Here is a 21,560-nt window from a genome sequence, read left to right on the forward strand (position 1 = left end):
CGACATCGGCGGCACCAAGACGGCCGCGGCGGTCGCCGACCGGTCGGACGTGCTGCTGCGCACCGAGGTGGCCCCCACGCCCGCCGCCGAGGGGCCGGCCGCGGTCGTCGCGACCGTGGCCGCGCTGGCCGAGCGGCTGCTCCCCGATGGCGCGACGTTCGCGGGTGTCGGCATCGGCACGGCCGGGGTCGTCGACGCGTCGACGGGCACCATCGTGTCGGCCACCGACACGTTCGCCGACTGGCCGGGCACCCCGCTCGCCGCCCTCGTGCGCGCGGCCCTCGGTCCGCGGCTGCAGCCCGACGCCGTGGTCGCGGTGCAGAACGACGTCGACGCCCATGCCGCCGGGGAGCACCGCCACGGCGCGGCGTCCGGGGCCGCGAGCGCCCTGATCGTCGCGGTCGGCACGGGCGTCGGCGCCGGGCTGATCCTCGACGGCCGCGCGGCGCGCGGCGCCCATCACGTGGCGGGCGAGATCGCGCACCTCCCGACACCCGGGGCCGAGCATCTGCGCTGCCCCTGCGGTCGCCGCGGTCACCTGGAGGCGATCGGCTCCGGCATCGGCATGCACCGGCACTTCCTGTCGCTCGGCGGCGACCCCACGATCCGCGACGCCCGCGGTGTCGCGACCGCGGGCGCCGCCGGAGACCCCGTGGCCCGGCGCGCGCTCGAGGAGTCCGCGGCCGCCGTGGGCCGTGCGCTCGCGGGTGCCGCCACGATCCTCGACCCGGAGCGCTTCGTCGTCACCGGGGGCGTGCCGAACATCGGCGAGGCGTGGTGGGGTCCGATGCGCGCCGCGTACCGCGCCGAGGCCATCGACGCGCTGCAGTCCACCCCGATCCTGCCGGGTGCGCTCGGCGATGACGCACCGCTGCGGGGAGCCGCCGCATCGGCCTGGAGGAACTCATGAGATTCACCGACACCATCGACCGGCTGCGCGGCGGCCTGATCGTCTCGTGCCAGGCCTACCCCGGCGAGGCCATGCGTGACCCGCGCACCATGGCGCAGGTCGCCGCGGCCGCCCTCGCCGGCGGTGCTGCGGGCATCCGGGTGCAGGGCATCGACGACATCCGCGCGGTCGCCGACCTCCCGGTGCCGGTCGTCGGCCTGTGGAAGGACGGCGAGTCCGACGTCTTCATCACCCCGACCCTGGCACACGCGCAGGCCGTGGCGGATGCCGGGGCCGACATCGTCGCGATCGACGGCACCCGTCGCCCGCGGCCGGACGGCCTCACGCTCGCGCAGACGATCGCCGGGCTCCGCGCCCACACCGACGCGCTGATCATGGCCGACTGCGGCTCGCTCGACGACGCGGTCGCCGCGGAGGAGGCGGGGGCGGACCTGCTCGGCACCACGCTCTCCGGGTACACGGGCGAGCGGCCGAAGACCGTCGGGCCCGACCTGGAGCTGATCGAGCTGATCGCCGCGCGCTGCACCCGTCCGATCGTGGCGGAGGGCCGCGTGCACCGCCCGGAGCACGCCGCCGCGGCCCTCCGCGCCGGTGCCGCCTCCGTGTGCGTGGGCACCGCGATCACGCACCCGTCCACGCTCACGTCGTGGTTCGTCGACGGCATCGCGCAGGCCCGGGCGTGACCGCACCGCTGCTCGTCAGCGCCTACCCGCTCTCGCCCGCTCACGCCCAGTGGGATCCGGCGCTGGAGGCCGAGCTGCTGCCGGCGCTCTGCGCCCTTCCCGGGGTCGCGGGGCTCGAGGTGCCGTGGATGGGCGGCCTCCACCCGCACGACGACGACTGGTTCCTCGCGCACGTGCCCGGGGTGCCGCTCGCGGTCACGCCCGTGCCGTTCGTGATGCGCCGCGTGGGGGAGGACCCCCGCTACGGTCTCGCGTCGCCCGACGCCGAGGGCCGTGCGGCCGCGGTCGCCGATCTGCGCCGGGTGGCCGCCGACGTCGTCCGGCTCCGCGACGAGAGCGCCGCCCACGTGGCGGTGGTCACGCTGCACACCGCGCCGCGCGCGACCGGAGACGCCGCCGCCCTCGCCCGGTCGCTCGACGAGGTGACCGCGCTCGACTGGTCCGGCGCCGTCCTGGCGATCGAGCACTGCGACGCGCACGTGCCGGACCGGACGCCCGAGAAGGGGTTCCTGCCCCTCGCGGACGAGATCGCCGCGATCCGCCTGGCCGACGTCCCGGTGGGGCTGTGGCTGAACTGGGGGCGCTCCGCGATCGAGCTCCGCGATGCCGACGCGGTCACCGCGCAGATCGCCGACGCCGCGGCGTCCGGCCTGCTGACCGGGCTCGCCCTCTCCGGCGCCGCCCCCGTGGAGAGCCCCTACGGGTACCCGTGGATCGACGCGCACCTCCCGATCGCGGACACCCACCCCGCGTCGCGCTCTCTGCTCGACCGCGCCCACGTCGCGGCGGCCCTCACCGCCGCCGGCGACGTCGCGTGGCTCGGCCTGAAGGTCGCGCGCCGCCCCGACGACCGCACGGTCGCCGACATCCTCCGCACCGCCACCGCGAACCTGGACCTCGTGCGCGCCTCCGCCTGAGCCGTCGAAAACTCACAGCCCGCTCCCAGCCCCGCGGGACCAAAACGGGGACGGTACGGGTTCTCCTCTATGACGCCGCAGCCAGCGGCGCCGGACAAGGAGCCACTCATGTCGAACGACTACGGCAAGACCCCCGAGGCGGTCAGCGCCCTGACGAACCTGCAGTACGAGGTGACGCAGCAGGACGCCACCGAGCCGCCCTTCCGCAACGCCTACTGGAACACCCACGACGACGGCATCTACGTCGACGTGGTCTCCGGACAGCCGCTGTTCTCGTCCCGCGACAAGTACGACAGCGGCACCGGCTGGCCGAGCTTCACGCGCCCGATCGACGCCGAGGCCGTGACCACCAAGACCGACCGCACGCTGTGGATGACCCGCACCGAGGCCCGCTCGACCGGAGCCGACAGCCACCTGGGTCACGTGTTCGACGACGGACCGGCGGCCGAGGGCGGCCTGCGCTACTGCATGAACTCCGCGGCCCTGCGCTTCATCCCGGCTGACAGGCTGGAGGAGGAGGGGTACGGTCGCTACAGCCGCCTCTTCGCCGCGGACCCCACCACGACACCCGACACCCCCGACACCGCTGAGGAGCAGTCATGACCGACACCGGAACCATCACCCGCACCCCCGGGACCGAGACCGCCGTGCTGGCGGGCGGCTGCTTCTGGGGCATGGAAGACCTGATCCGCCGCCAGCCCGGGGTGCTCGACACCCGCGTGGGCTACACCGGTGGCGAGAACGACCACGCCACCTACCGCAACCACCCCGGTCACGCGGAGGCGGTCGAGATCGTGTTCGACCCGACCCAGACGACCTACCGCGACATCCTCGCGTTCTTCTTCCAGATCCACGACCCGTCGACGCTGAACCGTCAGGGCAACGACATCGGGTCGAGCTACCGCTCCGCGATCTTCCCGCTCACTCCCGAGCAGGAGCAGGTCGCGCGCGACACGATCGCCGACGTCGACGCCTCCGGGCTGTGGCCGGCGAAGGCCGTCACCACCATCGAGCCCGCCGGGCCGTTCTGGCAGGCCGAGGAGGAGCACCAGGACTACCTGATCAAGTACCCGAACGGCTACACGTGCCACTTCCCGCGCGCGGGCTGGGTGCTGCCGAAGCGTGAGGACGCCACCGCGAGCTGACCGCGGTCAGCCTTCGGCGAAGAAGGCGAGCGCGGCTTCCTTGAAGTCGCGCGAGCCCGGCGCGTTGAAGTGATGCCGGTTCGGGATCTCCACGAACCGGCCGTCGGGGGCCGCGGCCGCCAGTGCCCGCGAGCCCTCGATGATCGCGTCTTTCGACCCGGTCGCGAACAGGATCGGCCGGGTCGGGGCGTCGGCCGGGTCGGGGTCGATCGTGCCGGAGCCGCGCAGCCCCTCCGCCAGCGCGACCAGGGCCCGCAGGTCGTTGCCGGGCACGCGCTCGGTCAGGGCGATGTAGTTCTGGGTGGTGCGGTCGGTCACCGGCGTGCCGTCGGCGAGATACGCCCGCACCTCGTCCAGGTCGAGCCGGGCCAGGGGGATGCCGTCGGGAACCCCTCCGAGCACCGCCCGGCCGATCCGGTGCGGGAGCTCCCGCACGACCTCCCAGCCGACGCGCGCACCCAGCGAGTAGCCCAGGTAGAAGGCGTCGTCGACGAGGTAGGTGTCCATCACCGTCTCCACGTCGGTCGCCAGGGCGCGGATCGCGTAGGCGTCGGCCTCGTGCGGCTTGTCGCTCTGGCCGTGCCCCCGCTGGTCCAGAGCCAGCACGCGGTAGCCGGCCGCGGTGAGCTCGCGCACCCAGCCCGTGAGCACCCAGTTGTCGCGCGCGCTCGACGCGAAGCCGTGCACCGCCACCACGACCGGGGCATCGAGCTCACCCCACGTGTAGGTCGCCAGCCGGGTGCCGTCGGGGGCGTATACGTGCTGGGGAGCGGGCATCGCGGTCAGGTCGGAGAGGGGAACGGCCACCCCTCCATCCTGCTCCCTCTCGCGCGGCAACGGCCGCACCGACGACGAACCCCCTCCTGCGGGCACGGTGCAGAAGGGGGCGTTCGTCGGGGTCCCCGCCGGCGGCGCCCCTCCCCGGATGACGGAGGGAGGGGCGCCGACCCGGGTCAGACCCGGTCGCGGAGAGCGGCGCCGAGCTCGGCGTCCACGTTCGTCCAGTACTGGAAGAAGCGCTCGCGGATCGCGTCGATCGTGATCGAGCGGCCCTGGCCGGTCAGCGTCTCCAGGAAGCGGGCGCGCTGCTCCCCGTCGAACACCTCGCGGTAGAGCGTGCCGGCCTGGCCGAAGTCGTCGTCCTCGGCGTGCAGGGTCGCCGCGGAGCGCGTCAGCTCGCCGTCGGCCGCCCAGTTCGCCTCGACACCCTTCGCCGGGTCGGCCTCGGGGCCGCCGGCGGGGCCGAACGAGTTCGGCTGGTAGGTGCGGTGCGCGGCGTCGTTGTACTGATACCGCATCGAGCCCTCGTGCTGGTAGTTGCGCACCTCGGCCGCGTGCGGCTGGTTGACCGGCAGCTGGTTGTAGTTCGCGCCGATGCGGTGACGCTGCGCGTCGGGGTACGCGAAGATGCGGCCCATCAGCATCTTGTCGGGGGAGATGCCCGTGCCGGGCACCTGGTTGCCGGGCGCGAAGCCCGCCTGCTCGATCTGCGCGAAGAAGTTCTCCGGGTTGCGGTTCAGGGTCAGCGTGCCGACCTTGATGCGCGGGTAGTCCTTCTTGGAGATCGTCTTGGTCAGGTCGAACGGGTTGAAGCGGTAGTCCTTCGCCTCGTCGTACGGCATGATCTGCACGTACAGGTCCCACTTCGGGAAGTCACCCTGGGCGATCGACTGGAACAGGTCGCGGCGGTAGTGGTCGGCGTCGGTGCCGGCGAGCTTCTCTGCCTCCTCCGGGCTCATCGCCTCGACGCCCTGGTGCGCCAGGAAGTGGTACTTCACCCAGAACAGCTCGCCCGCGGCGTTCACCCACGAGTACGTGTGCGAGCCGTAGCCGTTCATGTGGCGCCAGCTGCGGGGGAGCCCGCGGTCGCCCATGAGGTACGTGACCTGGTGGGCGGACTCGGGCGAGAGCGTCCAGAAGTCCCACTGCATGTCGGCGTCGCGCAGACCGGAGTCGCCCAGGCGCTTCTGCGAGTGGATGAAGTCGGGGAACTTGATGGCGTCGCGCAGGAAGAACGTGGGGGTGTTGTTGCCCACGATGTCGAGGTTGCCCTCGGTCGTGTAGAACCGCAGCGAGAAGCCGCGCACGTCGCGCCAGGTGTCGGGGGAGCCCTGCTCGCCCGCGACGGAGGAGAAGCGGATCAGCGTCTCGGACGTGGCACCGGGCTGGAACACCGCGGCCCTGGTGTACTGCGACACGTCCTCCGTGACGACGAACTCGCCGAACGCGCCACCGCCCTTGGCGTGCGGGTTGCGCTCCGGCACCCGCTCGCGGTTGAACGAGGCGATCTTCTCGACCAGGTGCTGGTCGTGCAGCACGGTGGGGCCGTCGGCACCGACCGTGAGGGAGTGGGTGTCGCTCGCGATGGGCGTACCCGTCTGCGTCGTGGTGGCCGGACGGTTCGACCCGGTGGGGTTCGACATGGTGTTCTCCTTCTGCGCGCGGGCACGCCGAACAGCGCCGTCGGGGGACGGGCGGTCGGAGGCGGGCCTACGCGGCGTTCTGGCAGCTGGGGCACAGGCCCCAGAAGGTGACTTCGGCTGTCTGGACGGTGAATCCCCCCGTGGAGGAGGGGGTGAGGCACGGCGCCTCGCCGACGACGCAGTCCACGTCGCCGATCGCACCGCAGGAGGTGCAGACGACGTGGTGGTGGTTGTCGCCGATGCGCCGTTCGTAGAGCGCCGCGGATCCTGCCGGTTCGATCCGGCGGATGAGCCCCGCCGTCGTCAGGTCCGCGAGGATGTTGTGCACCGACTGGATCGACGTGGTCGGCAGCGACTCGGAGACCGCACGGTAGACGCGCTCCGCATCCGTGTGGGCCATGGAGCCGAGAGCCTCGAGAACGGCGACGCGGCCCGCGGTCGCACGCAGCCCGGCGCCTCGCAGCGCCGAGTCGAGGTCTGTCTCCATGTCCTCGACTCTACACGTTCTTTTGAGTGACTCAAAAAGAGCATGCCGGCATGGCGAGTCGCCCCCGCGGCCGCGGGCCTCAGCGCCGCGTCACCGTGAAGCCCCGCCCCCGCACGCGCCCGCCCGGGGTGCCGTTCCCGCGCGGTGCTCCGCTCTCGTCGTAGGCCGTGTCCGCTCCGGGTGCCAGGGGTGCCACGCGCTGCTGCTCCGCGGTCGCGTTGGCGTACAGCACCGCCGCGCCGCCCGTGGTCGCGTACACCGCCGTGGTCACGCGGGGTTGCACCACCAGCGCGTCCAGGCGCAGGTCGCCGCGGCTGGTGCAGCGCACGGTCACGGGGCCGTCCGGGAGTCCGCCGCCGAGAAGCTGCGGCACGAGCATGCCGTCCGCCTCCGTGAGTCCGCGGTCGCCCGTGCCTCCGGCCTCTGTCTCGGTGCTCCACAGCCGCCGTCCGCCGCGCCGCGCCTCCCACACCGCGGTCCCGGCGTCCGCGGCCTGCCGCCACACGAGCCCGTGCAGCACCCCGCCGGGCTCGGTGAGGTCGAACTCGACCCACTCGCCCTCGGGCACCCGCACGAACGCGCCGCCCGCCAGGTTGCCCTCACCGGTCCACGCGCCGTCCGCGGGACGCTCGACCGTGCACCCGGGCGAGAGCCGTGCGGCCTCGGCGTCGAGCGCCCGCAGTCCCGCGAACGACGACAGCCCCGTGATCGAGGTCGCCAGCCGCGCCACGTCGGGGTTCGCGTCGAGCAGCTGCATCGTGAGCAGGCCGTGGATCGTCGACTCCGCGCCCGAGTTGCGGTTCACGCGGCCGTCGGTCTCGACGCCGTCGAAGGTCACGCCGGTCGCGGGGTCGTACACCGGCACGCCCGCGGTGTTGGCGCCGAAGAACCATCCCGCCGCGAGCCCCGCGATCACCCGCAGTCCCTCGCCGCCCGCGCTCGCCGCCTGCAGCGCCCCGGCCACGCGGCCGTGTGCGCCGTAGGCGATCTGCGCCTCGGCGGGCAGCGGCGCCCACGCGTTGTGCGGTCCGCCCGAGGTCAGCACCTGCGGCGTGAAGCGGGCCGCGTCTGCCACGGCGGCGGCGGAGAGGTCGGGGCGTCGCAGCACGCCGCCCGCCCTGGCCAGCGCCTCGGGAGCCGCCGCGCCCCACGCGTGCCAGAACCCCAGCGAGCCCGTCCACGGCAGCACGGCCCCGAACGGCCAGCCCTGATCGGGGTCGGTCGCCATGGCCGCCACGCCCTCGGCGTACGTCTGCAGGGCCGTGCGACTGCGGTCGTCTCCGGCCTCCGCGGCGGCGGCGAGCCCGAGCATCGCCTCCGCGGTGGCGTCGGCGCCGCCCGCGATGAGCCACGCCGGCAGGTCGCGTCCGTCGCTGCGGACCCACTGCCCTGCACGGCCGAGCGACTCGCGCGCCAGCGCGTCCAGGCACAGGTGCAGCCGCGCTCGCAGGAACTCCGCGAAGGCGGGATCCTCCGTGCGGTACGCGGCGTATCCCTCTCCGAAGGCCCACACGGTGCGGGCCAGCCAGTACGACTCCGCCGAGTCCGAGGGGTCGGGCAGCTCCACCGGGATCGCGCTCGGCGTGAGTGTGCCGTCCTCCTGCTGCCACAGCACCACGCGTCCGGCGTTCGGCCCCGACACGGTCTGGAGGAACGCGAGGGAGCGGAGCACGTCGCGGGCGTCGTCGCGGCTCTGCGGGTCGCCCGTGGCGCGCCAGTCCCGCAGGAACACCACCGCGGCGCGGGCGATATCGTCGGCGTTGTACGCGCCCTGCGACCAGTAGCCGGTGGCGGCGTCGCGCGTGCCGCCGCCGACGGGACGGTAGCCGCCCGCGCCGTCGGTGTCGGCGTAGGTCCACGGCGCCCGCACGACGGGGCGCTCCGCGATGCCCTCGGTGGTGTGCGTGTCGCTCGCGACCACCGGCACGTCGGCCAGCAGGAACCGCAGGTGCGCGAGGTTCGTGAGGCGGCGACCGCGGGCGCTGGCCGGGCGGAGGGCCGATCCGGCCGCGGTGCCCTGGGCCACCGCGGCGTCGACGGGCAGCAGCGCCAGGGCGGACGTGGTCGCGGCGAGCGTCAGGAAGGTGCGGCGCGTGGTCTCCATGGCCTCACTCCTCGCCCTCGGCCTCGCGCAGCGCGCGGCCCCACGGCTCCGCGGGGTCGTGGATCGCGACGGCCAGGGTCGTGTCGGACTGGCCGTAGTACGCGAACCACTTCCCGTGGAACTTCACCAGTCCCTCCACGAAGGTCACGTTCGACACCAGGCCGTGCAGATCCTCGAAGCTCTGCGGGCGCAGCCACGGCTCCTGCATCCGGGCGATGACCTTCGTCGGCTCGTCCGCGTCGATGGCGATCTGCCCGCAGCGGTAGTCGACGTCGACCGTGCCGTCGTCGTGCACCGTGCGTGTGGCGCCGTTGGTGAGCATCACCAGCAGCCCGTTGTCGGTGACCACGGGCGAGGTGCCGATCTCCACCAGCGCCTCGTCCCAGGTGCCGGGCGTGGGCGTGTACATCGGCTCGGTGTCGGGGGTGCCGGGTGTCCAGTGGATGAGGTCGTCGCTGGTCGCCCAGTAGATGCCGCCCTCGCCGAAGTACATCCACCACTTGCCGTGCATCTTCTGCGGGACGATCACCCCGGCCTTCGACCAGTTGAACCCGCGCGGGTCCATGGTCTTGAAGGTGTCGAAGTCGTCGAACAGCGGGCCGTGCCTGGTCCAGGTGCGCAGATCGGTCGAGGTCGCCAGGCACAGCTGCGCGCTGTGACGGTCCCAGCCGGTGTAGGTGAGGTAGTAGGTGCCGTCGATCAGTGCGATGCGCGGATCCTCGCAGCCGTAGCGCTCGTAGTCCTCGACGGGGGAGAGGATCGGCGCGTCCTCGCGCGTGAACGTGACCCCGTCGCGGGAGCGGGCGAGCCCGATGTGCGACACGATGTCGTCGGCGTGCGCGCGGTACAGCAGCAGCACCTCGTCGCCGTCGACCAGGGCCGCCGGGTTGTAGAGGTTCGCCGACTCCCAGCTGTCGCCGCGCGGACGCAGGATCGGGTTCCCCTCGTAGGGGGTGAACGGACCGAGGGGGAAGGATGCTCCGGTGAACATGGATGCCCTTTCTGGCTAGCCCTTGACGGCCGCGCCGAGGTCGGTGGCCTTGAAGAAGCGCTGGAAGACGATGAACAGGATGACGACGGGGAATGCGAGTGCCGTGGCGCCCGCGAGGATCGCCCCGTTCGGGTTGGCGGTGGACTGCGCGACGTTGGAGATGTAGTTCGCGAGCGACACGGCGAGCGGCTGCAGCGACGCGTCCTTCGTGATGAGGAACGGCCACAGGAACTCGTTCCACGGGCCGATGAAGGTGACCAGCACCACGGTCACCAGCACGGGGCGGATCAGCGGGATCGCGACCGAGGTGAGCAGGCGGATCTCGCCCGCGCCGTCGATGCGCGCGGCCTCGAAGATCTCCGTGGGCAGCGCCCGGAAGAACTGCACGAAGATGAACACCGCGGTCGTGTTGATGAGGAACGGCAGGATCATGCCCAGGTACGAGTCGCCCAGACCGTAGTTGCGCGTGATCTGCACGTACAGCGGGATCATCAGCAGCTGGAACGGCACCATCTGCACGAGCAGCATCAGCACCCAGATCACGCCGCGGCCGCGGAAGTCGAGCCGGGCGATCGCATAGCCGGCGAGCAGCCCGAACACGACCGTGCCCAGCAGCACGCCGAGCGTGAAGATCATCGAGTTGACGAGCGAGCCGACCAGGTCGATGCGCGAGTCGATCGCGACGAAGTTGTCGACCGTCCACCCGCCCGTGGGGATGAGCTGGCTGGGCGAGTTCGTCGGGTTCTCCTGGAACGCGCCGACCAGCATGAAGTAGAACGGGAAGGCGAAGCCGATCGCCGCGATCGTGAGCGCGATCACGCTCAGCACGCGGGGCAGGGTGTTCTTCCGGCGCATCATCGCTCCCTCGTCGCGCGGTTGGCGGCCAGCGACAGCATCCCCACGAGCACCACCAGGATCATGCCGATCGCGGCCGCGGTGTCGGGGTTCTGCTGCTGGATGCCCAGCTGGTAGATGAGCAGCACCGGCGTGGTGGACGCGCCGTCCGGCCCGCCGCCGTTGGTGAGCAGGTACGGCTCGGTGAAGAGGTTCGCCCCGGTGATGATCGAGAGGATCAGCACGAGCGTGGTCGCACTGCGCACGCCGGGGACGGTCACGTTCCAGAACCGCGCGAGGGCGCCGGCGCCGTCGGTCTCCGCCGACTCGTACAGCTCCTTCGGCACGTTCTGCAGCGCCGCCAGGTACAGCAGGATGTAGAAGCCGAGCTGCTTCCAGGTGACGTAGAGCGCGATCATCGGCATGGCCAGCGCGCTGTTCACGAGCCACGACGGGTCGGGCGCGAGCGGCCCCAGGATCGTGTTGACGAGCCCGTTGCCCGAGAACAGCAGCATCCACACGCCCACCAGCGAGACGCTCGCGGTGAGGTACGGCACGTAGAAGGCCACGCGGTACGCGGCCACCCAGCGGATGCCGGTGTTCAGGGCGGCTGCGAGCACGAGCGCCAGCACCGCCGTGAGCGGCACGTTGATCACCAGGAACACGAGGGTGTTGCGGAACGCTCCGAGCACGCGCGGGTCGGTGAGCACCGTGACGAAGTTGTCGAAGCCGACGAAGGGCCGGTCGACTTCGGCGCCCGGCGCGGTGAAGAAGTAGTCGTGGAAGGCGATGTAGACGGCGAAACCGAGCGGATACGCGAAGATCGCGATCACGAACACGAGGTACGGCAGCGCGAAGAGGCCGCCGATCGGCTGCGCACCCAGCCACCGGGTGCGCAGCCGTCGGTTGTCGGTGGTCATGTCACTCGGCGACGAGCTCGTCGACCTTCGCGGCGGCGTTCTTCAGGAAGTCGGAGGTCGACTCCTTCGCGAAGATCACCGCGGACGAGTACTCGTCGCGGAACGCCTGCCAGGCCTCCACCGAGTTCGGGATGCTGGGCACGTCGGCCGTGTTCTCCGCCTGCTCCGCGAACGCCACATAGTCCGGGTTGGCGGAGAAGTAGTCGGCGTACGTGTCGGTGAGGTCCGTGCGCATCGGCATCTGGCCGGTCGCCTCGAGCAGCTGGCCGTCGGCCTCCTCGCTCGTGGAGAACTTCAGGAACTCCCACGCGGTCGCCTGGTTCTCGCAGGCGGTGAACATCGACACGCTCTTGGAGTCGGCGAACGTGGTGGGGTTCTCCCGGCCGTCGCTGGTCGGCACGGGCATGAAGCCCACGTCGACCGTCTCGGCGTACGACGGGATGGCCCAGGGGCCGGCGAGCTGCATGGCCGTGGTGCCGGCGGACATCGCGTCGTCGGTCGCCGCCTCGTTCGGCGCGAGCTTCTCCTCGTACACGGTGGCCCAGAAGTCGGCCACGGTCTTGCCGTCGTCCGAGTCGAACGTGGCCGTGCCGTCCTCCACGAGCATGGTGCCGTCGGTCTCGGCGAGGTACAGCGGATAGAAGTCGAACCACGGCTGGTAGAACTCGCTCGTCGGCGCGGGCCAGATGGCGCTCTGCACGCCCGAGTCGACGATGGCGCGCGCCCCCTCCAGGAACGCGTCGTACGTGTTCATCTGCGGGTCCTCGGGGTCGAGCCCGGCGGCCTGGAACAGGGTCTTGTTGTACATGACCATGACCGGGTTCGACTTCCACGGCAGCTGGTAGTACTTGCCGTCCGTGGCGTAGGGCTCGACGTCGCCGCTGCGCTCGGTGATGTAGTCGCTGCCGCCGTCCATCGAGCTGAGGTCGACCAGGCCGCCCTGCTTGACCCAGCCCGACACGGCCGCCGGCGCGACGTTGTAGACGAGGCACGGTGCGGTCCCGGCGGTGATCGCCGCGGTGATGGCCTCCTCCGAGGACGAGCCTGCCGGGATCTCCTGCGCGGTGACCTTCTCGTCGGGGTGCTCCTCGTTCCAGGCGTCGACGACCGCCTGACCCCAGGCGACCTCCTGCTCGTTGTTCGACAGCCAGATGTCGATGGGACCGGTGCCCTCGGCGGAGCCTTCGCCGCCTCCGCCGCCGGACGAGCATCCGGTGACGACGAGCGCGACGGCGCCCACGAGTGCTGCTGCGCGGATCTTCTTCATGGTGTCCTCCTTGACGCGATGGGTGGTGCGGGGGGCTCAGGAGCCGGTGCTCTCCCGGAAGTGCACGACGTTGCAGTCCACGACCTCGGTGCGCGGTTCGGCGCCGAGGATGCTCTCCTGCAGCAGCCGGGCGGCCGCGCGGCCCCGGGCGGCCGGATCGGACGACACGCTCGTGAGCGCGGGGGAGAGGTGGGCGGAGAGGTGGTCGTCGTCGAAGCCGGAGATGGCCAGGTCGCGGGGGATCGCGAGACCCTGCGAGCGGGCGAGGGAGAGCCCGGCGATGGCCATGGTGTCGTTCGAGTAGAGGATCGCCGTGGGGCGGTCGGGCAGCGCGAGCAGTTCCTCGGTCACGTCGCGCCCGCTCGCGGCGGTGAAGTCGCCCTCGCGCAGCAGTTCGTCGGAGCCCGCGGCCTCGGTGTAGGCGGCGGCACGGGCGGCCGAGTGCACGTAGTCGAGCGGGCCGGACACGTGGGCGATGCGGGTGTGCCCTGCGGCGCGGAGCCGGTCGAGGATCTCGCGCATCGGCGCGGCGTCGTCGGTGCGCACGCACGAGAACGGACTGGGCTGGTCGTAGGCGCCGACCAGCACGGTGGGCAGCCCGAGCTCGTCGAGGAAGGGCACGCGCCAGTCGTCGGTGCGCAGGTCGAGCAGCAGCGCGCCGTCGGCCCGGCCGCGGGCGAGCATGCGGTACGCGCGCTCCTCGGCCTCGCGACCCTGCACCACCTGGAGCACGAGCGCGGTCTCGGTCTCGGCGAGCACCGACTCGACCCCGGCGATGAACGCGGGGAAGAACGAGTCGTTCGCGATGACCTCGGGGTCGCGCGCGAGGACGACGGCGATCGCGTTGGCGCGGCGCGTGGCGAGGGCTCTGGCGCTCTGGCTCGGAGCCCAGTCGAGCTTGCGGGCCGCGGCGAGCACCTTCGCCCTGGTCTCCTCGGAGATGGGGCGGTTGCCGCTGAGCGCGTGCGACACGGTGGCCTTGGTGACGCCGGCCTCGCGGGCGACGTCGGCGATCGTGGTGCGGCCCATGCCGCCTCCTCGCGGGTGTCGGGCTCACTCGGGTGCGTGAACCGGTTTGACGAGTGTAAACCGGTTTGACGAAAGGCGTCAAGAGCGGGATCGCGGACGCGCGGAGGGTCAGACGAACCGGACGGTCTGCTGCAGGCGCGTGCGCACGTCGAACAGCTCGTTGCCGCCGATCGCCCTGGCCCCCGGCACCCCCTGGCGCAGCACCATCGCCAGCGCACTGCGCCGCACCACCACGACCGGAACCCCGCGGCTGCTGCCGAGCGGGGTCACCGCCTGCGCCAGATCGTCGTCCGGCAGCACCACGATCGCGCCGCCGAACCTGACCTTCGCGGCCTTCGCCACCTGACGCATCCGGCCGAGCGCCGCCGTCACCGGAGCCCTGGTGCCCAGGCTCGGGCCGGTGATCTCGCCGCGGCGGAAGCCCACCACCCCGCCGAAGTCCTCCGACATGATGCCGTACAGGCCCGAGGGACTGAGCACCACGTGGTCGAGCTTGTCGTCGGGCGTCTGCCCGGCCGCGACGTCGTGCCACACCGTGAAGCCCATCCCGAGGTCGGACACCGTGCGCGCGGTCGCCTCCTCCGCGAGGGCGTCGGCCAGCATGCGCCGCAGCTCCCGCGGCGCGGCCCGCACGAGAGCCGGCGCGTACGGGTCGGGCACCTCCACCCCGTGGCCCGCCCACTCCCGGATGAGCGTGAGGTAGCGCTCGCGGCGCCAGCCGCCGGGCTGTCCGTACGACCGCGCCCGCGGACGGGTGTCGGTGCGCGCGGTCTGCGGTCGCCAGCCGCTCCACTCGGCGCCGTCGTCGGTCACGCCCGTGCGGCGGTCGTAGGCCGCGCGACCCTCCGCCGTGCCGATCAGCTCCCACGCCCGCTGCACCTGGATGAACACCGCGGCGTCGCCGCCCGTGTCGGGGTGCGTCTGGCGGAGGCGGAGGCGGTAGGCCCGGCGCAGCTCCGCGTCGTCGACGGACGGGTCGACCTCGAGGATCTCGTACGGCGAGGCCGAGAGCGGACTGTCGAACATCGCTCTCCTTCCGCGACCGCGGCGTCCAGGATAGCCGCCGCGCGTATGCGCCCGCCGGGAGTGCCGGTCAGGCGGGCACGTCGACCACGCGCTCGACGCCGGTCTCGAGGCGCACGGCTCCGGCCGGCGCGGCGGCGAGGTCGTCGGACAGTCGCGGCAGCTCCTCCGCAGGAACCCACAGCTCCAGGCGCGCGGCCTCTCCGTAGTGCGGCGTGCCGAGGGTCGCGCCGTGCTGCAGCGCCCACTCCCGCAGCAGGTTGTCGTAGCGCCCGGCGTCGGCGTGGGGCACCTCGACCGTGGTCTGGGTCAACGCCCGTCGGTGCACGAGCGCCGCGCGGTCGAGGGTCTCCGACACCGCGGAGCCGTACGCGCGCACGAGCCCGCCCGCCCCGAGCTTCACCCCGCCGAAGTAGCGCGTCACGACCGCGACCACGTCGGTCAGTCCCCGCCGGCGCAGCACCTCCAGCATCGGCACTCCCGCGGTGCCCGACGGCTCGCCGTCGTCGGAGGAGCGGGCCTGATCGCCGCGCAGTCCCGTGACCATGGCCGTGCAGTTGTGGTTCGCGTCCCACGCGCGCTTGCGCACGGCCGCGATCACGGTCTCCGCGTCGGCCACCGAGGCCACGGGCGCGACCAGTGTGAGGAAGCGCGACTTGCGGATCACGAGCTCGTGCTCCACCGGGGCCGCGATCGTCGCGGGGTAGGGGTGGGCGGCGGTCACGGCCTCACGATACCGAGGTCGTCCGCCGCCTCCGTCGAACGATGGACGCACGGGCGGGCCGTCGGGGGAAGAATGTGAGCATGTCGTCGCCAGAGCCCGCACCGCGCCCCGGCACCGGTCGGTGGTCGTGGGCGACACTGGTGGGCTCGATCCGCGTGGGTCAGGCGGTCATCACCGCGGTGCTGCTCGCGGTCGGCGTGGTCAGGGCGACGATCGACGGCGTGCCGCTGCCGTGGGTGCTCGCCCTCGGACTGGTGTTCCTCGGGTGGTACGGCGGCGGGCTGCTGCTCGGCGAGCGCACGGCCGACCGGCGCCTCGCCACCTGGTGGCTGCTCGGCCTCACCCTCATCTGGCTCGGGGCCGTGGTCGTGTCGCCGGAGTTCGTGTGGCTGGCGTTCGCGCTGTGGCTGCTCGCCGGGTTCATCCTGCCGCTGCGGTGGGCGGTGCCCCTCAGCGTGCTCGTGCTCGCGGTGGTGATCCTCGCCCCGGTCGTGCACACCGGAGAGACGACGTACGCCAACGTGATCGGTCCTCTCGTGGGCGGGGTCTTCGCGCTCGGCATCTCCCGGGGCTACCTCGTGCTGGTGCGCGACGGCCGGGAGCGACGGCGGCTGATCGCCTCGCTCGTGGCCACGCAGGAGGAGATGGCCGCGGTGCAGGACGAGCTCGCCCGCATGCAGCGCGAGTCGGGGGCGAGCGCCGAACGCACCAGGGTGTCGCGCGACCTGCACGACACCGTCGCGCAGAGCCTGTCGTCGGTGGGGATGCTGTCGCGCGCGGCGCTCGCGGGCGACGACCAGGAACAGCGCACCAGGGCGCTCGAGCAGATCGGTGCGCTCGCAGCCGAGGGGCTGGCCGACGCGCGGCGCATCGTGAACGACCTGATGCCCGCGGAGCTGGAGTCCACCGCGCTCGCCGACGCCCTCGCGCGGATGCTCGACCGCCTGTCGGACGAGACCGGCATCGACACGACCCTGCACGCCGACGACGAGCTGCCGCCGCTGGGCATCGACGCCGAGATCGCGCTGCTGCGGACGGCGCAGTCGGCCCTCGCGAACGTCCGCACGCACGCCGGCGCCTCCCGCGTCGTGGTGACCCTGGCGGATGCGGGCGACGCCGTGCGGCTCGACATCGTCGACGACGGGGCGGGTTTCGACGCGTCCCGGTGGGATGCGCGCGGCACGACGGGGGCGGGCGGCGGCTACGGGTTGCGCTCGATGCGGGCGCGGCTGCGGGAGCTCGGCGGAGGCCTCGACGTGGAGAGCGCCCCGGGCGACGGGACCGCCCTCTCGGCGCACGTGCCGCTGCGGACCGCGGGCCCCCGGGAGACGGGAGCGCTGCGGTGACCGCGGTGCGCGTGCTGCTCGTCGACGACCACCCCATCGTCCGCGCGGGGGTGCGGTCGCTGTTCGACCACCGCGACGACGTGGAGGTCGTGGGCGAGGCGGCGTCGGGGGAGGAGGCGGTCGCCCTCGCGCGGCACCTGCACCCCGACGTGGTGCTGTGCGACCTGCGGCTGGGCGCGGGCATGGACGGCGTGCAGACCACGGCGGCTTTGCGTGCGCAGGACCCCGCCCCCGCCGTGCTCATCCTGACCACGTTCGACCGCGACGCCGAGATCCTCGGAGCCGTCGAGGCGGGCGCCGCGGGCTACCTGCTGAAGGACATCGCCCCGGACGACATCGTGCGTGCGGTGCGTGCGGCCGCGTCGGGCGGGCTCGTCCTCACGCCGGAGCTCAGCGAGCGCGTCGGCCAGGTGCTGCGGGCACCCCGGGTGCGTCTGACCGACCGGGAGCTCGACGTGCTGCGGCTGCTCGCCACGGGCGCCTCGAACCGCGAGATCGCGAAGACCCTGTTCGTGACGGAGGCCACGGTCAAGACCCACCTCGTGCACGTGTTCGAGAAGCTCGGCGCGGACAGTCGCGCCAGGGCCGTGGCGATCGCGCGCGAGACGGGCGTGATCTGAGCCCCGCATCTCCACCGTTCGATGGATCCGCGGATTCCCGGCCCGACGGAGGCTGGGGGTGACCCGAAAGGAACACCCATGCGCCGACTCTTCTACGCCGCGTTCGCCTCCATGCTCGCCGGGGTCGCCTCCGGCCTCTTCTACCGCGAGTTCACCAAGCTCAACGACTTCCCCGAGGGCGCCCCGACGCAGCTCGGGCTCGTGCACACCCACCTGCTGGTGCTGGGCTTCGTGGTCTACCTGATCGTGCTGCTGCTGGAGCGGGCGTTCACGCTCTCCGCGAGCCGCCTGTTCGGCTGGTTCTTCTGGCTCTACACCGCCGGACTCGTGCTCACCTCGGCCATGCTGCTGTGGCACGGCTCCCTGACGGTGCTCGGCCTGGAGTCGTCCAAGATGATCGCGGGCATCGCCGGACTGGGCCACATGCTGCTCACGGCCGGGATGGTGCTGCTGTTCCTCGCTCTGCGCAAGCGCCTGCCCGCCGCGCGACCCGTCGCGGCACCCGTGTCCGCCACCGCGAGCGTCTGACCTCGCCGCAACTCCCCAGAACCGCGGCGTCACACGCGAATCGGCGGGCTCCCCTCCCGGGGGCCCGCCGATTCTGCGCAGTCGCGTGCGTCTAGTGTGCGTCGATGGTCTCGTCGCGCAGGTAGGCGATGTGCGCCTCGTGCCGGGCGATGTGATGGGGCGACTTGCGCACGAACACCCACGCGACGATGAGGATCGCGAACCAGATCGGCGTGACCAGGAGGGCCGTCAGCGTGTCGGGCTGGGTGGTGAGCGCCCACAGGATGAAGACGAAGAAGGCGAGCACCACGAACACCATGAACACGCCGCCGGGCATCTTGAACGCCGAGGCCGCGGCCTTCTCCGGACGGGTGCGCCGGTACTTCAGGTAGCTGCACAGGAAGATCGTCCACACGAACATGAAGCACACCGCCGACACCGTGGTCACCATGTCGAACGCGGTGCCGATGTCCTTGCCCGCATAGAGCAGCACCACGCCCGACAGCAGCAGGATGCAGGAGAGGAACAGGGCGTTCTGCGGCACGCGACGCTTCGACAGGCGGGCGAACATTCGCGGCGCATCGCCGTCCTGCGCGAGGCCGAACACCATGCGCGAGGTCGAGTAGATGCCCGAGTTCGCGCTCGACATGGCCGAGGTGAGCACCACGAGGTTGACGACGGTCGCGGCGATGCCGAGGCCGGCGAGGGCGAACATCGCGATGAACGGGCTCTCCCCGGCCACGTACTCGGTCCACGGGGTGACCGCCATCAGCACGATCAGCGCGCCGACGTAGAACAGCAGCACGCGGATCGGGATCGCGTTGATCGCCTTCGGGAGGTTGCGCTTCGGGTCTTTGGCCTCGGCGGCGGCGGTGCCCACGAGTTCGATCCCGACGAACGCGAACACCGCGATCTGGAAGCCCGCGACGAAGCCCATGAAGCCGTGCGGGAACATGCCGCCGTGCTCCCACAGGTTCGAGAAGCTCGCGGTGCCGGCGTCGTGCTGGAAGCCGGTGAACACCATCACCAGACCCGTCGCGATGAGAGCCACGATCGCCACGATCTTGATGAGCGCGAACCAGAACTCCATCTCGCCGAACGCGGCGACGGTCGGCAGGTTCAGCGCGAGCAGGATCACCACGACCAGCAGGCCGGGGATCCACAGCGGGATACCGGGGATGAGCGCATCCGTGTACCCGGCGATCGCGATCACGTCGGCGACACCGGTGACCACCCAGCAGAACCAGTAGGTCCAGCCGGTGAAGAACCCGGCCCAGGGCCCGAGCAGATCGCTCGCGAAGTCGCTGAACGACTTGTACTTGAGGTTCGACAGCAGCAGCTCGCCCATCGCGCGCATGACGAAGAACAGCATGAACCCGATGATCATGTAGACGAAGATCACCGAGGGCCCGGCGACCGAGATCGTCTTGCCGCTCCCCATGAACAGGCCGGTGCCGATGGCGCCGCCGATGGCCAGCAGCTGGATGTGCCGGTTGCTCAGTGCCCGCCGCAGGTGCTGCTCGCTCCCCGCATCGGCGGTGGCCCCCGTGCTGTTGATCGCCCCCGTGTCTTCCTTCGTCACGCTGTCTCCTCCGGTCTTCGTCGACACGCCGCGACACTCGCGTGCCGGCGACTGATGCAGAGTAACCACCGCGGTGCGCTCGCCCGAAATCGGCAGAGAAGCTCCGGCATTCCGCCCCCCGGTGTTCCCTCGTCCCGAAACGATTCGATAAACTGGTCGCTTCCCGATCCGCCCTTCGTCTTCTGCGAGCCGCTCTTCATGGCCACCACCCTCACCACGGGCCGTCCGTGGCGTGTCATCCTCGCCTTCTCGATCCCCCTCCTGCTCGGCAACGTCGTGCAGCAGCTGTACCAGTTCGCCGACGCGATCGTGGTCGGGCGCCACCTCGGCGTCCAGTCGCTCGCGGCGGTCGGCGCGACCGGCAGCCTCCTGTTCCTGCTGCTCGGGTTCGCGTGGGGCCTGACGAGCGGTTTCGCGATCCCGGTCGCCCAGGCCTTCGGCGCCCGAGACGATGCCGCCGTGCGCCGCTCGGTCGCGACCGGGGTGCTGCTGAGCGGCATCACCAGCGTCATCCTCACCGTGGTCGCGCCGCTCATCGCCGGGCCGATCCTGGCGCTGCTGCAGACCCCGTCCGAGCTCATGCCCGAGGCGACGGTGTTCACGCAGATCAGCTTCCTCGGCGCGGGCGCGACCATGTTCTTCAACTACCTCTCCGCGATCATCCGCGCGATCGGCGACTCCAAGACCCCGCTGGTGTTCCTCACGGTGTCGTGCGCGCTCAACGTGGGGCTCGTCGTCCTGATGGTGGGGCCGCTGGAGTGGGGCGTCGCGGGGGCCGCCCTGGCGACCGTGGTCGCGCAGGCCGTGTCGGTGATCCTGTGCCTGGAGTTCGTGCGGCGCCGCCTGCCGATGCTGCACCTGCGCCGCGCCGACTGGCGCATCACCGGCTCCGACATCGCGGAGCATCTGCGTCTCGGCCTGCCGATGGGCTTCCAGGCGTCGATCATCGCGATCGGGACGCTCACGGTGCAGGTGGCACTGAACACCCTCGGCGCCGACGCGGTGGCGGCGTACACCACGGCCTCGCGCGTGGACAGCCTCGCGGTCGCCCTGCTCTCGTCGCTCGGGCTCGCCGTGTCGATGTATGCGGCGCAGAACCACGGCGGACGGCGGCCCGACCGCATCCGCCGCGGCGTGGTCGAGGCGACGTGGATGGCGGTGGCCGCCGCGATCGTGCTCGGCGGACTGCTCATCGCGTTCGGCGCTCCCATGGTGCGGCTGTTCGTCGGAGAGGGCTCCGACGGCGTGGTCGACATGGCGCACCGGATGCTCATCATCAACGGCTGCGGCTACTGGGCACTGGGCATGCTGTTCGTGCTCCGCGGTGCGCTCCAGGGGCTCGGGCACACGCTCGTGCCGACCGTGACGGGCGTGATCGAGCTGGTGATGCGCGTCGGGGCGGCCGTGGTGCTCGGGGCCATGATCGGCTTCGACGGCGTCGCGCTCAGCAACCCGCTCGCCTGGGTCGGGGCGATCCTGCTGCTGGTGCCCGCGTACGTCCGTGCCCACCGCGGTCTCGCGAAGCTCCCGGTCGCTCCGGCCGAGGCGACCGAGACCTCGGCGATCGCGATCGTCGGGCCCACCGACGGCTCGATGGTCGTCGACGCCGTGGTCACGCAACCGGTGCGGGTCGTGCGCCCTCGGCGCCTGCGCTGGCCCGTTCGCCGCTGACCGCCACCAGCACATCCATATCGCAGTATGGGGCGCGGCAAACCCTGGGCGCGGCTGTCATCGATCCGTAACGTGTCTCGCGCATAGCGTCGTTGGCGGGGAGCGAAGCGAGGCCCTCGCTTCGCGACGACTCGTCATCGAAACGAGAGTGAAGATCATCATGAAGGTGAGAAGGTACGGAGCGTCATCCGGTCTCGCGATCTGCGGGGCAGCCGTTGCCATGGCAGGAGTGCTTCTGACACCGGGGTTCGCGGGTGCGGATGCCTGGGACGAGCCGGGGTTCCCGCAGGATCAGGGGTTCTCCGTGGAGCAGGGCCAGCCGTTCAGCACCGGGGGCTGGGGCGATACCCCGCCGGTGCAGCAGTCGGTGCCACAGC

Annotated in this window: 21 protein-coding genes; 9 read left to right on the plus strand and 12 right to left on the minus strand. The window is 71.9% G+C overall.

The annotated features are described in order from the left end of the window. From DW297_RS00520 to msrA, 5 genes are all read left to right on the plus strand, one after another. A partial coding sequence (locus tag DW297_RS00520; protein WP_136028556.1) for an ROK family protein occupies positions 1 to 910 on the plus strand: 910 nt, incomplete at its 5' end. After that, a complete protein-coding gene (locus DW297_RS00525; RefSeq protein ID WP_136028557.1) occupies positions 907 to 1,593 on the plus strand; it encodes an N-acetylmannosamine-6-phosphate 2-epimerase in 687 nt (228 codons plus the stop codon). The genes DW297_RS00520 and DW297_RS00525, both read left to right, overlap by 4 nt. Then, on the plus strand, positions 1,590 to 2,510 hold the full coding sequence (locus tag DW297_RS00530) for a DUF4862 family protein (RefSeq protein ID WP_168442759.1): 921 nt from the start codon (positions 1,590 to 1,592) through the stop codon (positions 2,508 to 2,510). The genes DW297_RS00525 and DW297_RS00530 overlap by 4 nt, the downstream gene beginning before the upstream one ends. A 108-nt stretch (positions 2,511 to 2,618) precedes the next feature. Beyond that, on the plus strand, positions 2,619 to 3,113 hold the full coding sequence (gene msrB / locus DW297_RS00535) for a peptide-methionine (R)-S-oxide reductase MsrB (protein WP_136028559.1): 495 nt from the start codon (positions 2,619 to 2,621) through the stop codon (positions 3,111 to 3,113). Beyond that, entirely contained in the window at positions 3,110 to 3,655 is a 546-nt protein-coding gene (gene msrA, locus DW297_RS00540) for a peptide-methionine (S)-S-oxide reductase MsrA (RefSeq protein WP_136028560.1), read from the plus strand. Before msrB ends, msrA begins: the two co-directional genes overlap by 4 nt. Before the next feature lie 6 nt (positions 3,656 to 3,661). On the opposite strand, the gene DW297_RS00545 is transcribed toward msrA, so the two are convergent. The 11 genes from DW297_RS00545 to DW297_RS00595 all read right to left on the minus strand — a co-directional run bounded on the left by DW297_RS00545 (position 3,662) and on the right by DW297_RS00595 (position 15,457). After that, on the minus strand, positions 3,662 to 4,462 hold the full coding sequence (locus DW297_RS00545; protein ID WP_136028561.1) for an alpha/beta fold hydrolase: 801 nt from the start codon (positions 4,460 to 4,462) through the stop codon (positions 3,662 to 3,664). A gap of 146 nt (positions 4,463 to 4,608) precedes the next feature. Beyond that, on the minus strand, positions 4,609 to 6,078 hold the full coding sequence (locus DW297_RS00550) for a catalase (protein ID WP_136028562.1): 1,470 nt from the start codon (positions 6,076 to 6,078) through the stop codon (positions 4,609 to 4,611). Positions 6,079 to 6,145: 67 nt separating this feature from the next. Continuing rightward, positions 6,146 to 6,565: a Fur family transcriptional regulator gene (locus DW297_RS00555; RefSeq protein WP_136028563.1), complete on the minus strand. Its 420-nt coding sequence runs from the start codon at positions 6,563 to 6,565 to the stop codon at positions 6,146 to 6,148. 79 nt (positions 6,566 to 6,644) lie between these two features. Beyond that, positions 6,645 to 8,669, minus strand: coding sequence for a hypothetical protein (locus tag DW297_RS00560; protein WP_240744475.1), 2,025 nt, complete (start codon positions 8,667 to 8,669; stop codon positions 6,645 to 6,647). 4 nt (positions 8,670 to 8,673) lie between these two features. Beyond that, the gene (locus tag DW297_RS00565; RefSeq protein WP_136028564.1) at positions 8,674 to 9,660 is read right to left on the minus strand and encodes a glycoside hydrolase family 130 protein; all 987 of its coding nucleotides are present in this window, start codon (positions 9,658 to 9,660) and stop codon (positions 8,674 to 8,676) included. Positions 9,661 to 9,675: 15 nt separating this feature from the next. Beyond that, positions 9,676 to 10,518 (minus strand): carbohydrate ABC transporter permease, encoded by an 843-nt coding sequence (locus DW297_RS00570; RefSeq protein WP_136028565.1) that lies wholly within the window; start codon positions 10,516 to 10,518, stop codon positions 9,676 to 9,678. Then, positions 10,515 to 11,414, minus strand: coding sequence for a carbohydrate ABC transporter permease (locus DW297_RS00575; RefSeq protein ID WP_136028566.1), 900 nt, complete (start codon positions 11,412 to 11,414; stop codon positions 10,515 to 10,517). Before DW297_RS00575 ends, DW297_RS00570 begins: the two co-directional genes overlap by 4 nt. Before the next feature lies 1 nt (position 11,415). Then, positions 11,416 to 12,681, minus strand: a complete 1,266-nt coding sequence (locus DW297_RS00580; protein ID WP_136028567.1) for an ABC transporter substrate-binding protein — start codon at positions 12,679 to 12,681, stop codon at positions 11,416 to 11,418. Between the two features lie 36 nt (positions 12,682 to 12,717). Continuing rightward, a complete protein-coding gene (locus DW297_RS00585) occupies positions 12,718 to 13,710 on the minus strand; it encodes a LacI family DNA-binding transcriptional regulator (protein WP_136028568.1) in 993 nt (330 codons plus the stop codon). Positions 13,711 to 13,818: 108 nt separating this feature from the next. Continuing rightward, entirely contained in the window at positions 13,819 to 14,736 is a 918-nt protein-coding gene (locus tag DW297_RS00590) for a J domain-containing protein (RefSeq protein ID WP_136028569.1), read from the minus strand. A 67-nt stretch (positions 14,737 to 14,803) separates the two neighbouring features. Beyond that, positions 14,804 to 15,457: an IMPACT family protein gene (locus DW297_RS00595; RefSeq protein WP_136028570.1), complete on the minus strand. Its 654-nt coding sequence runs from the start codon at positions 15,455 to 15,457 to the stop codon at positions 14,804 to 14,806. Between the two features lie 80 nt (positions 15,458 to 15,537). Between DW297_RS00595 and DW297_RS00600 the strand changes: the two genes are divergently transcribed. From DW297_RS00600 to DW297_RS00610, 3 genes are all read left to right on the plus strand, one after another. Then, positions 15,538 to 16,803: a sensor histidine kinase gene (locus tag DW297_RS00600; protein ID WP_240744476.1), complete on the plus strand. Its 1,266-nt coding sequence runs from the start codon at positions 15,538 to 15,540 to the stop codon at positions 16,801 to 16,803. Beyond that, complete coding sequence (locus tag DW297_RS00605; protein WP_136028572.1) at positions 16,800 to 17,423, plus strand: response regulator; 624 nt, start codon at positions 16,800 to 16,802, stop codon at positions 17,421 to 17,423. The genes DW297_RS00600 and DW297_RS00605 overlap by 4 nt, the downstream gene beginning before the upstream one ends. 78 nt (positions 17,424 to 17,501) lie before the next feature. Further along, positions 17,502 to 17,951, plus strand: a complete 450-nt coding sequence (locus DW297_RS00610; RefSeq protein WP_136028573.1) for a DUF2871 domain-containing protein — start codon at positions 17,502 to 17,504, stop codon at positions 17,949 to 17,951. A 91-nt stretch (positions 17,952 to 18,042) separates the two neighbouring features. On the opposite strand, the gene cycA is transcribed toward DW297_RS00610, so the two are convergent. Continuing rightward, the gene (gene cycA, locus DW297_RS00615) at positions 18,043 to 19,488 is read right to left on the minus strand and encodes a D-serine/D-alanine/glycine transporter (RefSeq protein ID WP_136028575.1); all 1,446 of its coding nucleotides are present in this window, start codon (positions 19,486 to 19,488) and stop codon (positions 18,043 to 18,045) included. A 222-nt stretch (positions 19,489 to 19,710) separates the two neighbouring features. Between cycA and DW297_RS00620 the strand changes: the two genes are divergently transcribed. Next, positions 19,711 to 21,183, plus strand: a complete 1,473-nt coding sequence (locus DW297_RS00620) for an MATE family efflux transporter (RefSeq protein ID WP_136028574.1) — start codon at positions 19,711 to 19,713, stop codon at positions 21,181 to 21,183. Positions 21,184 to 21,560: the final 377 nt, after the last annotated feature.

This window comes from Microbacterium sp. PF5 (assembly GCF_004794315.1).
In the GTDB taxonomy this organism is placed as follows: Bacteria; Actinomycetota; Actinomycetes; order Actinomycetales; family Microbacteriaceae; genus Microbacterium; species Microbacterium sufflavum.

Excerpts from the sequence above, each read along its gene's own strand:
- DW297_RS00580 (WP_136028567.1), bottom strand. The coding sequence starts at position 12,681 with ATGAAGAAGATCCGCGCAGCAGCACTCGTGGGCGCCGTCGCGCTCGTC.
- DW297_RS00570 (WP_136028565.1), bottom strand. The coding sequence starts at position 10,518 with ATGATGCGCCGGAAGAACACCCTGCCCCGCGTGCTGAGCGTGATCGCG.
- DW297_RS00555 (WP_136028563.1), bottom strand. The coding sequence starts at position 6,565 with ATGGAGACAGACCTCGACTCGGCGCTGCGAGGCGCCGGGCTGCGTGCG.
- DW297_RS00560 (WP_240744475.1), bottom strand. The coding sequence starts at position 8,669 with ATGGAGACCACGCGCCGCACCTTCCTGACGCTCGCCGCGACCACGTCC.
- DW297_RS00600 (WP_240744476.1), top strand. The coding sequence starts at position 15,538 with ATGTCGTCGCCAGAGCCCGCACCGCGCCCCGGCACCGGTCGGTGGTCG.
- DW297_RS00575 (WP_136028566.1), bottom strand. The coding sequence starts at position 11,414 with ATGACCACCGACAACCGACGGCTGCGCACCCGGTGGCTGGGTGCGCAG.
- DW297_RS00610 (WP_136028573.1), top strand. The coding sequence starts at position 17,502 with ATGCGCCGACTCTTCTACGCCGCGTTCGCCTCCATGCTCGCCGGGGTC.
- DW297_RS00620 (WP_136028574.1), top strand. The coding sequence starts at position 19,711 with ATGGCCACCACCCTCACCACGGGCCGTCCGTGGCGTGTCATCCTCGCC.
- msrA (WP_136028560.1), top strand. The coding sequence starts at position 3,110 with ATGACCGACACCGGAACCATCACCCGCACCCCCGGGACCGAGACCGCC.
- msrB (WP_136028559.1), top strand. The coding sequence starts at position 2,619 with ATGTCGAACGACTACGGCAAGACCCCCGAGGCGGTCAGCGCCCTGACG.
- DW297_RS00585 (WP_136028568.1), bottom strand. The coding sequence starts at position 13,710 with ATGGGCCGCACCACGATCGCCGACGTCGCCCGCGAGGCCGGCGTCACC.
- DW297_RS00525 (WP_136028557.1), top strand. The coding sequence starts at position 907 with ATGAGATTCACCGACACCATCGACCGGCTGCGCGGCGGCCTGATCGTC.
- DW297_RS00590 (WP_136028569.1), bottom strand. The coding sequence starts at position 14,736 with ATGTTCGACAGTCCGCTCTCGGCCTCGCCGTACGAGATCCTCGAGGTC.
- DW297_RS00565 (WP_136028564.1), bottom strand. The coding sequence starts at position 9,660 with ATGTTCACCGGAGCATCCTTCCCCCTCGGTCCGTTCACCCCCTACGAG.
- DW297_RS00550 (WP_136028562.1), bottom strand. The coding sequence starts at position 6,078 with ATGTCGAACCCCACCGGGTCGAACCGTCCGGCCACCACGACGCAGACG.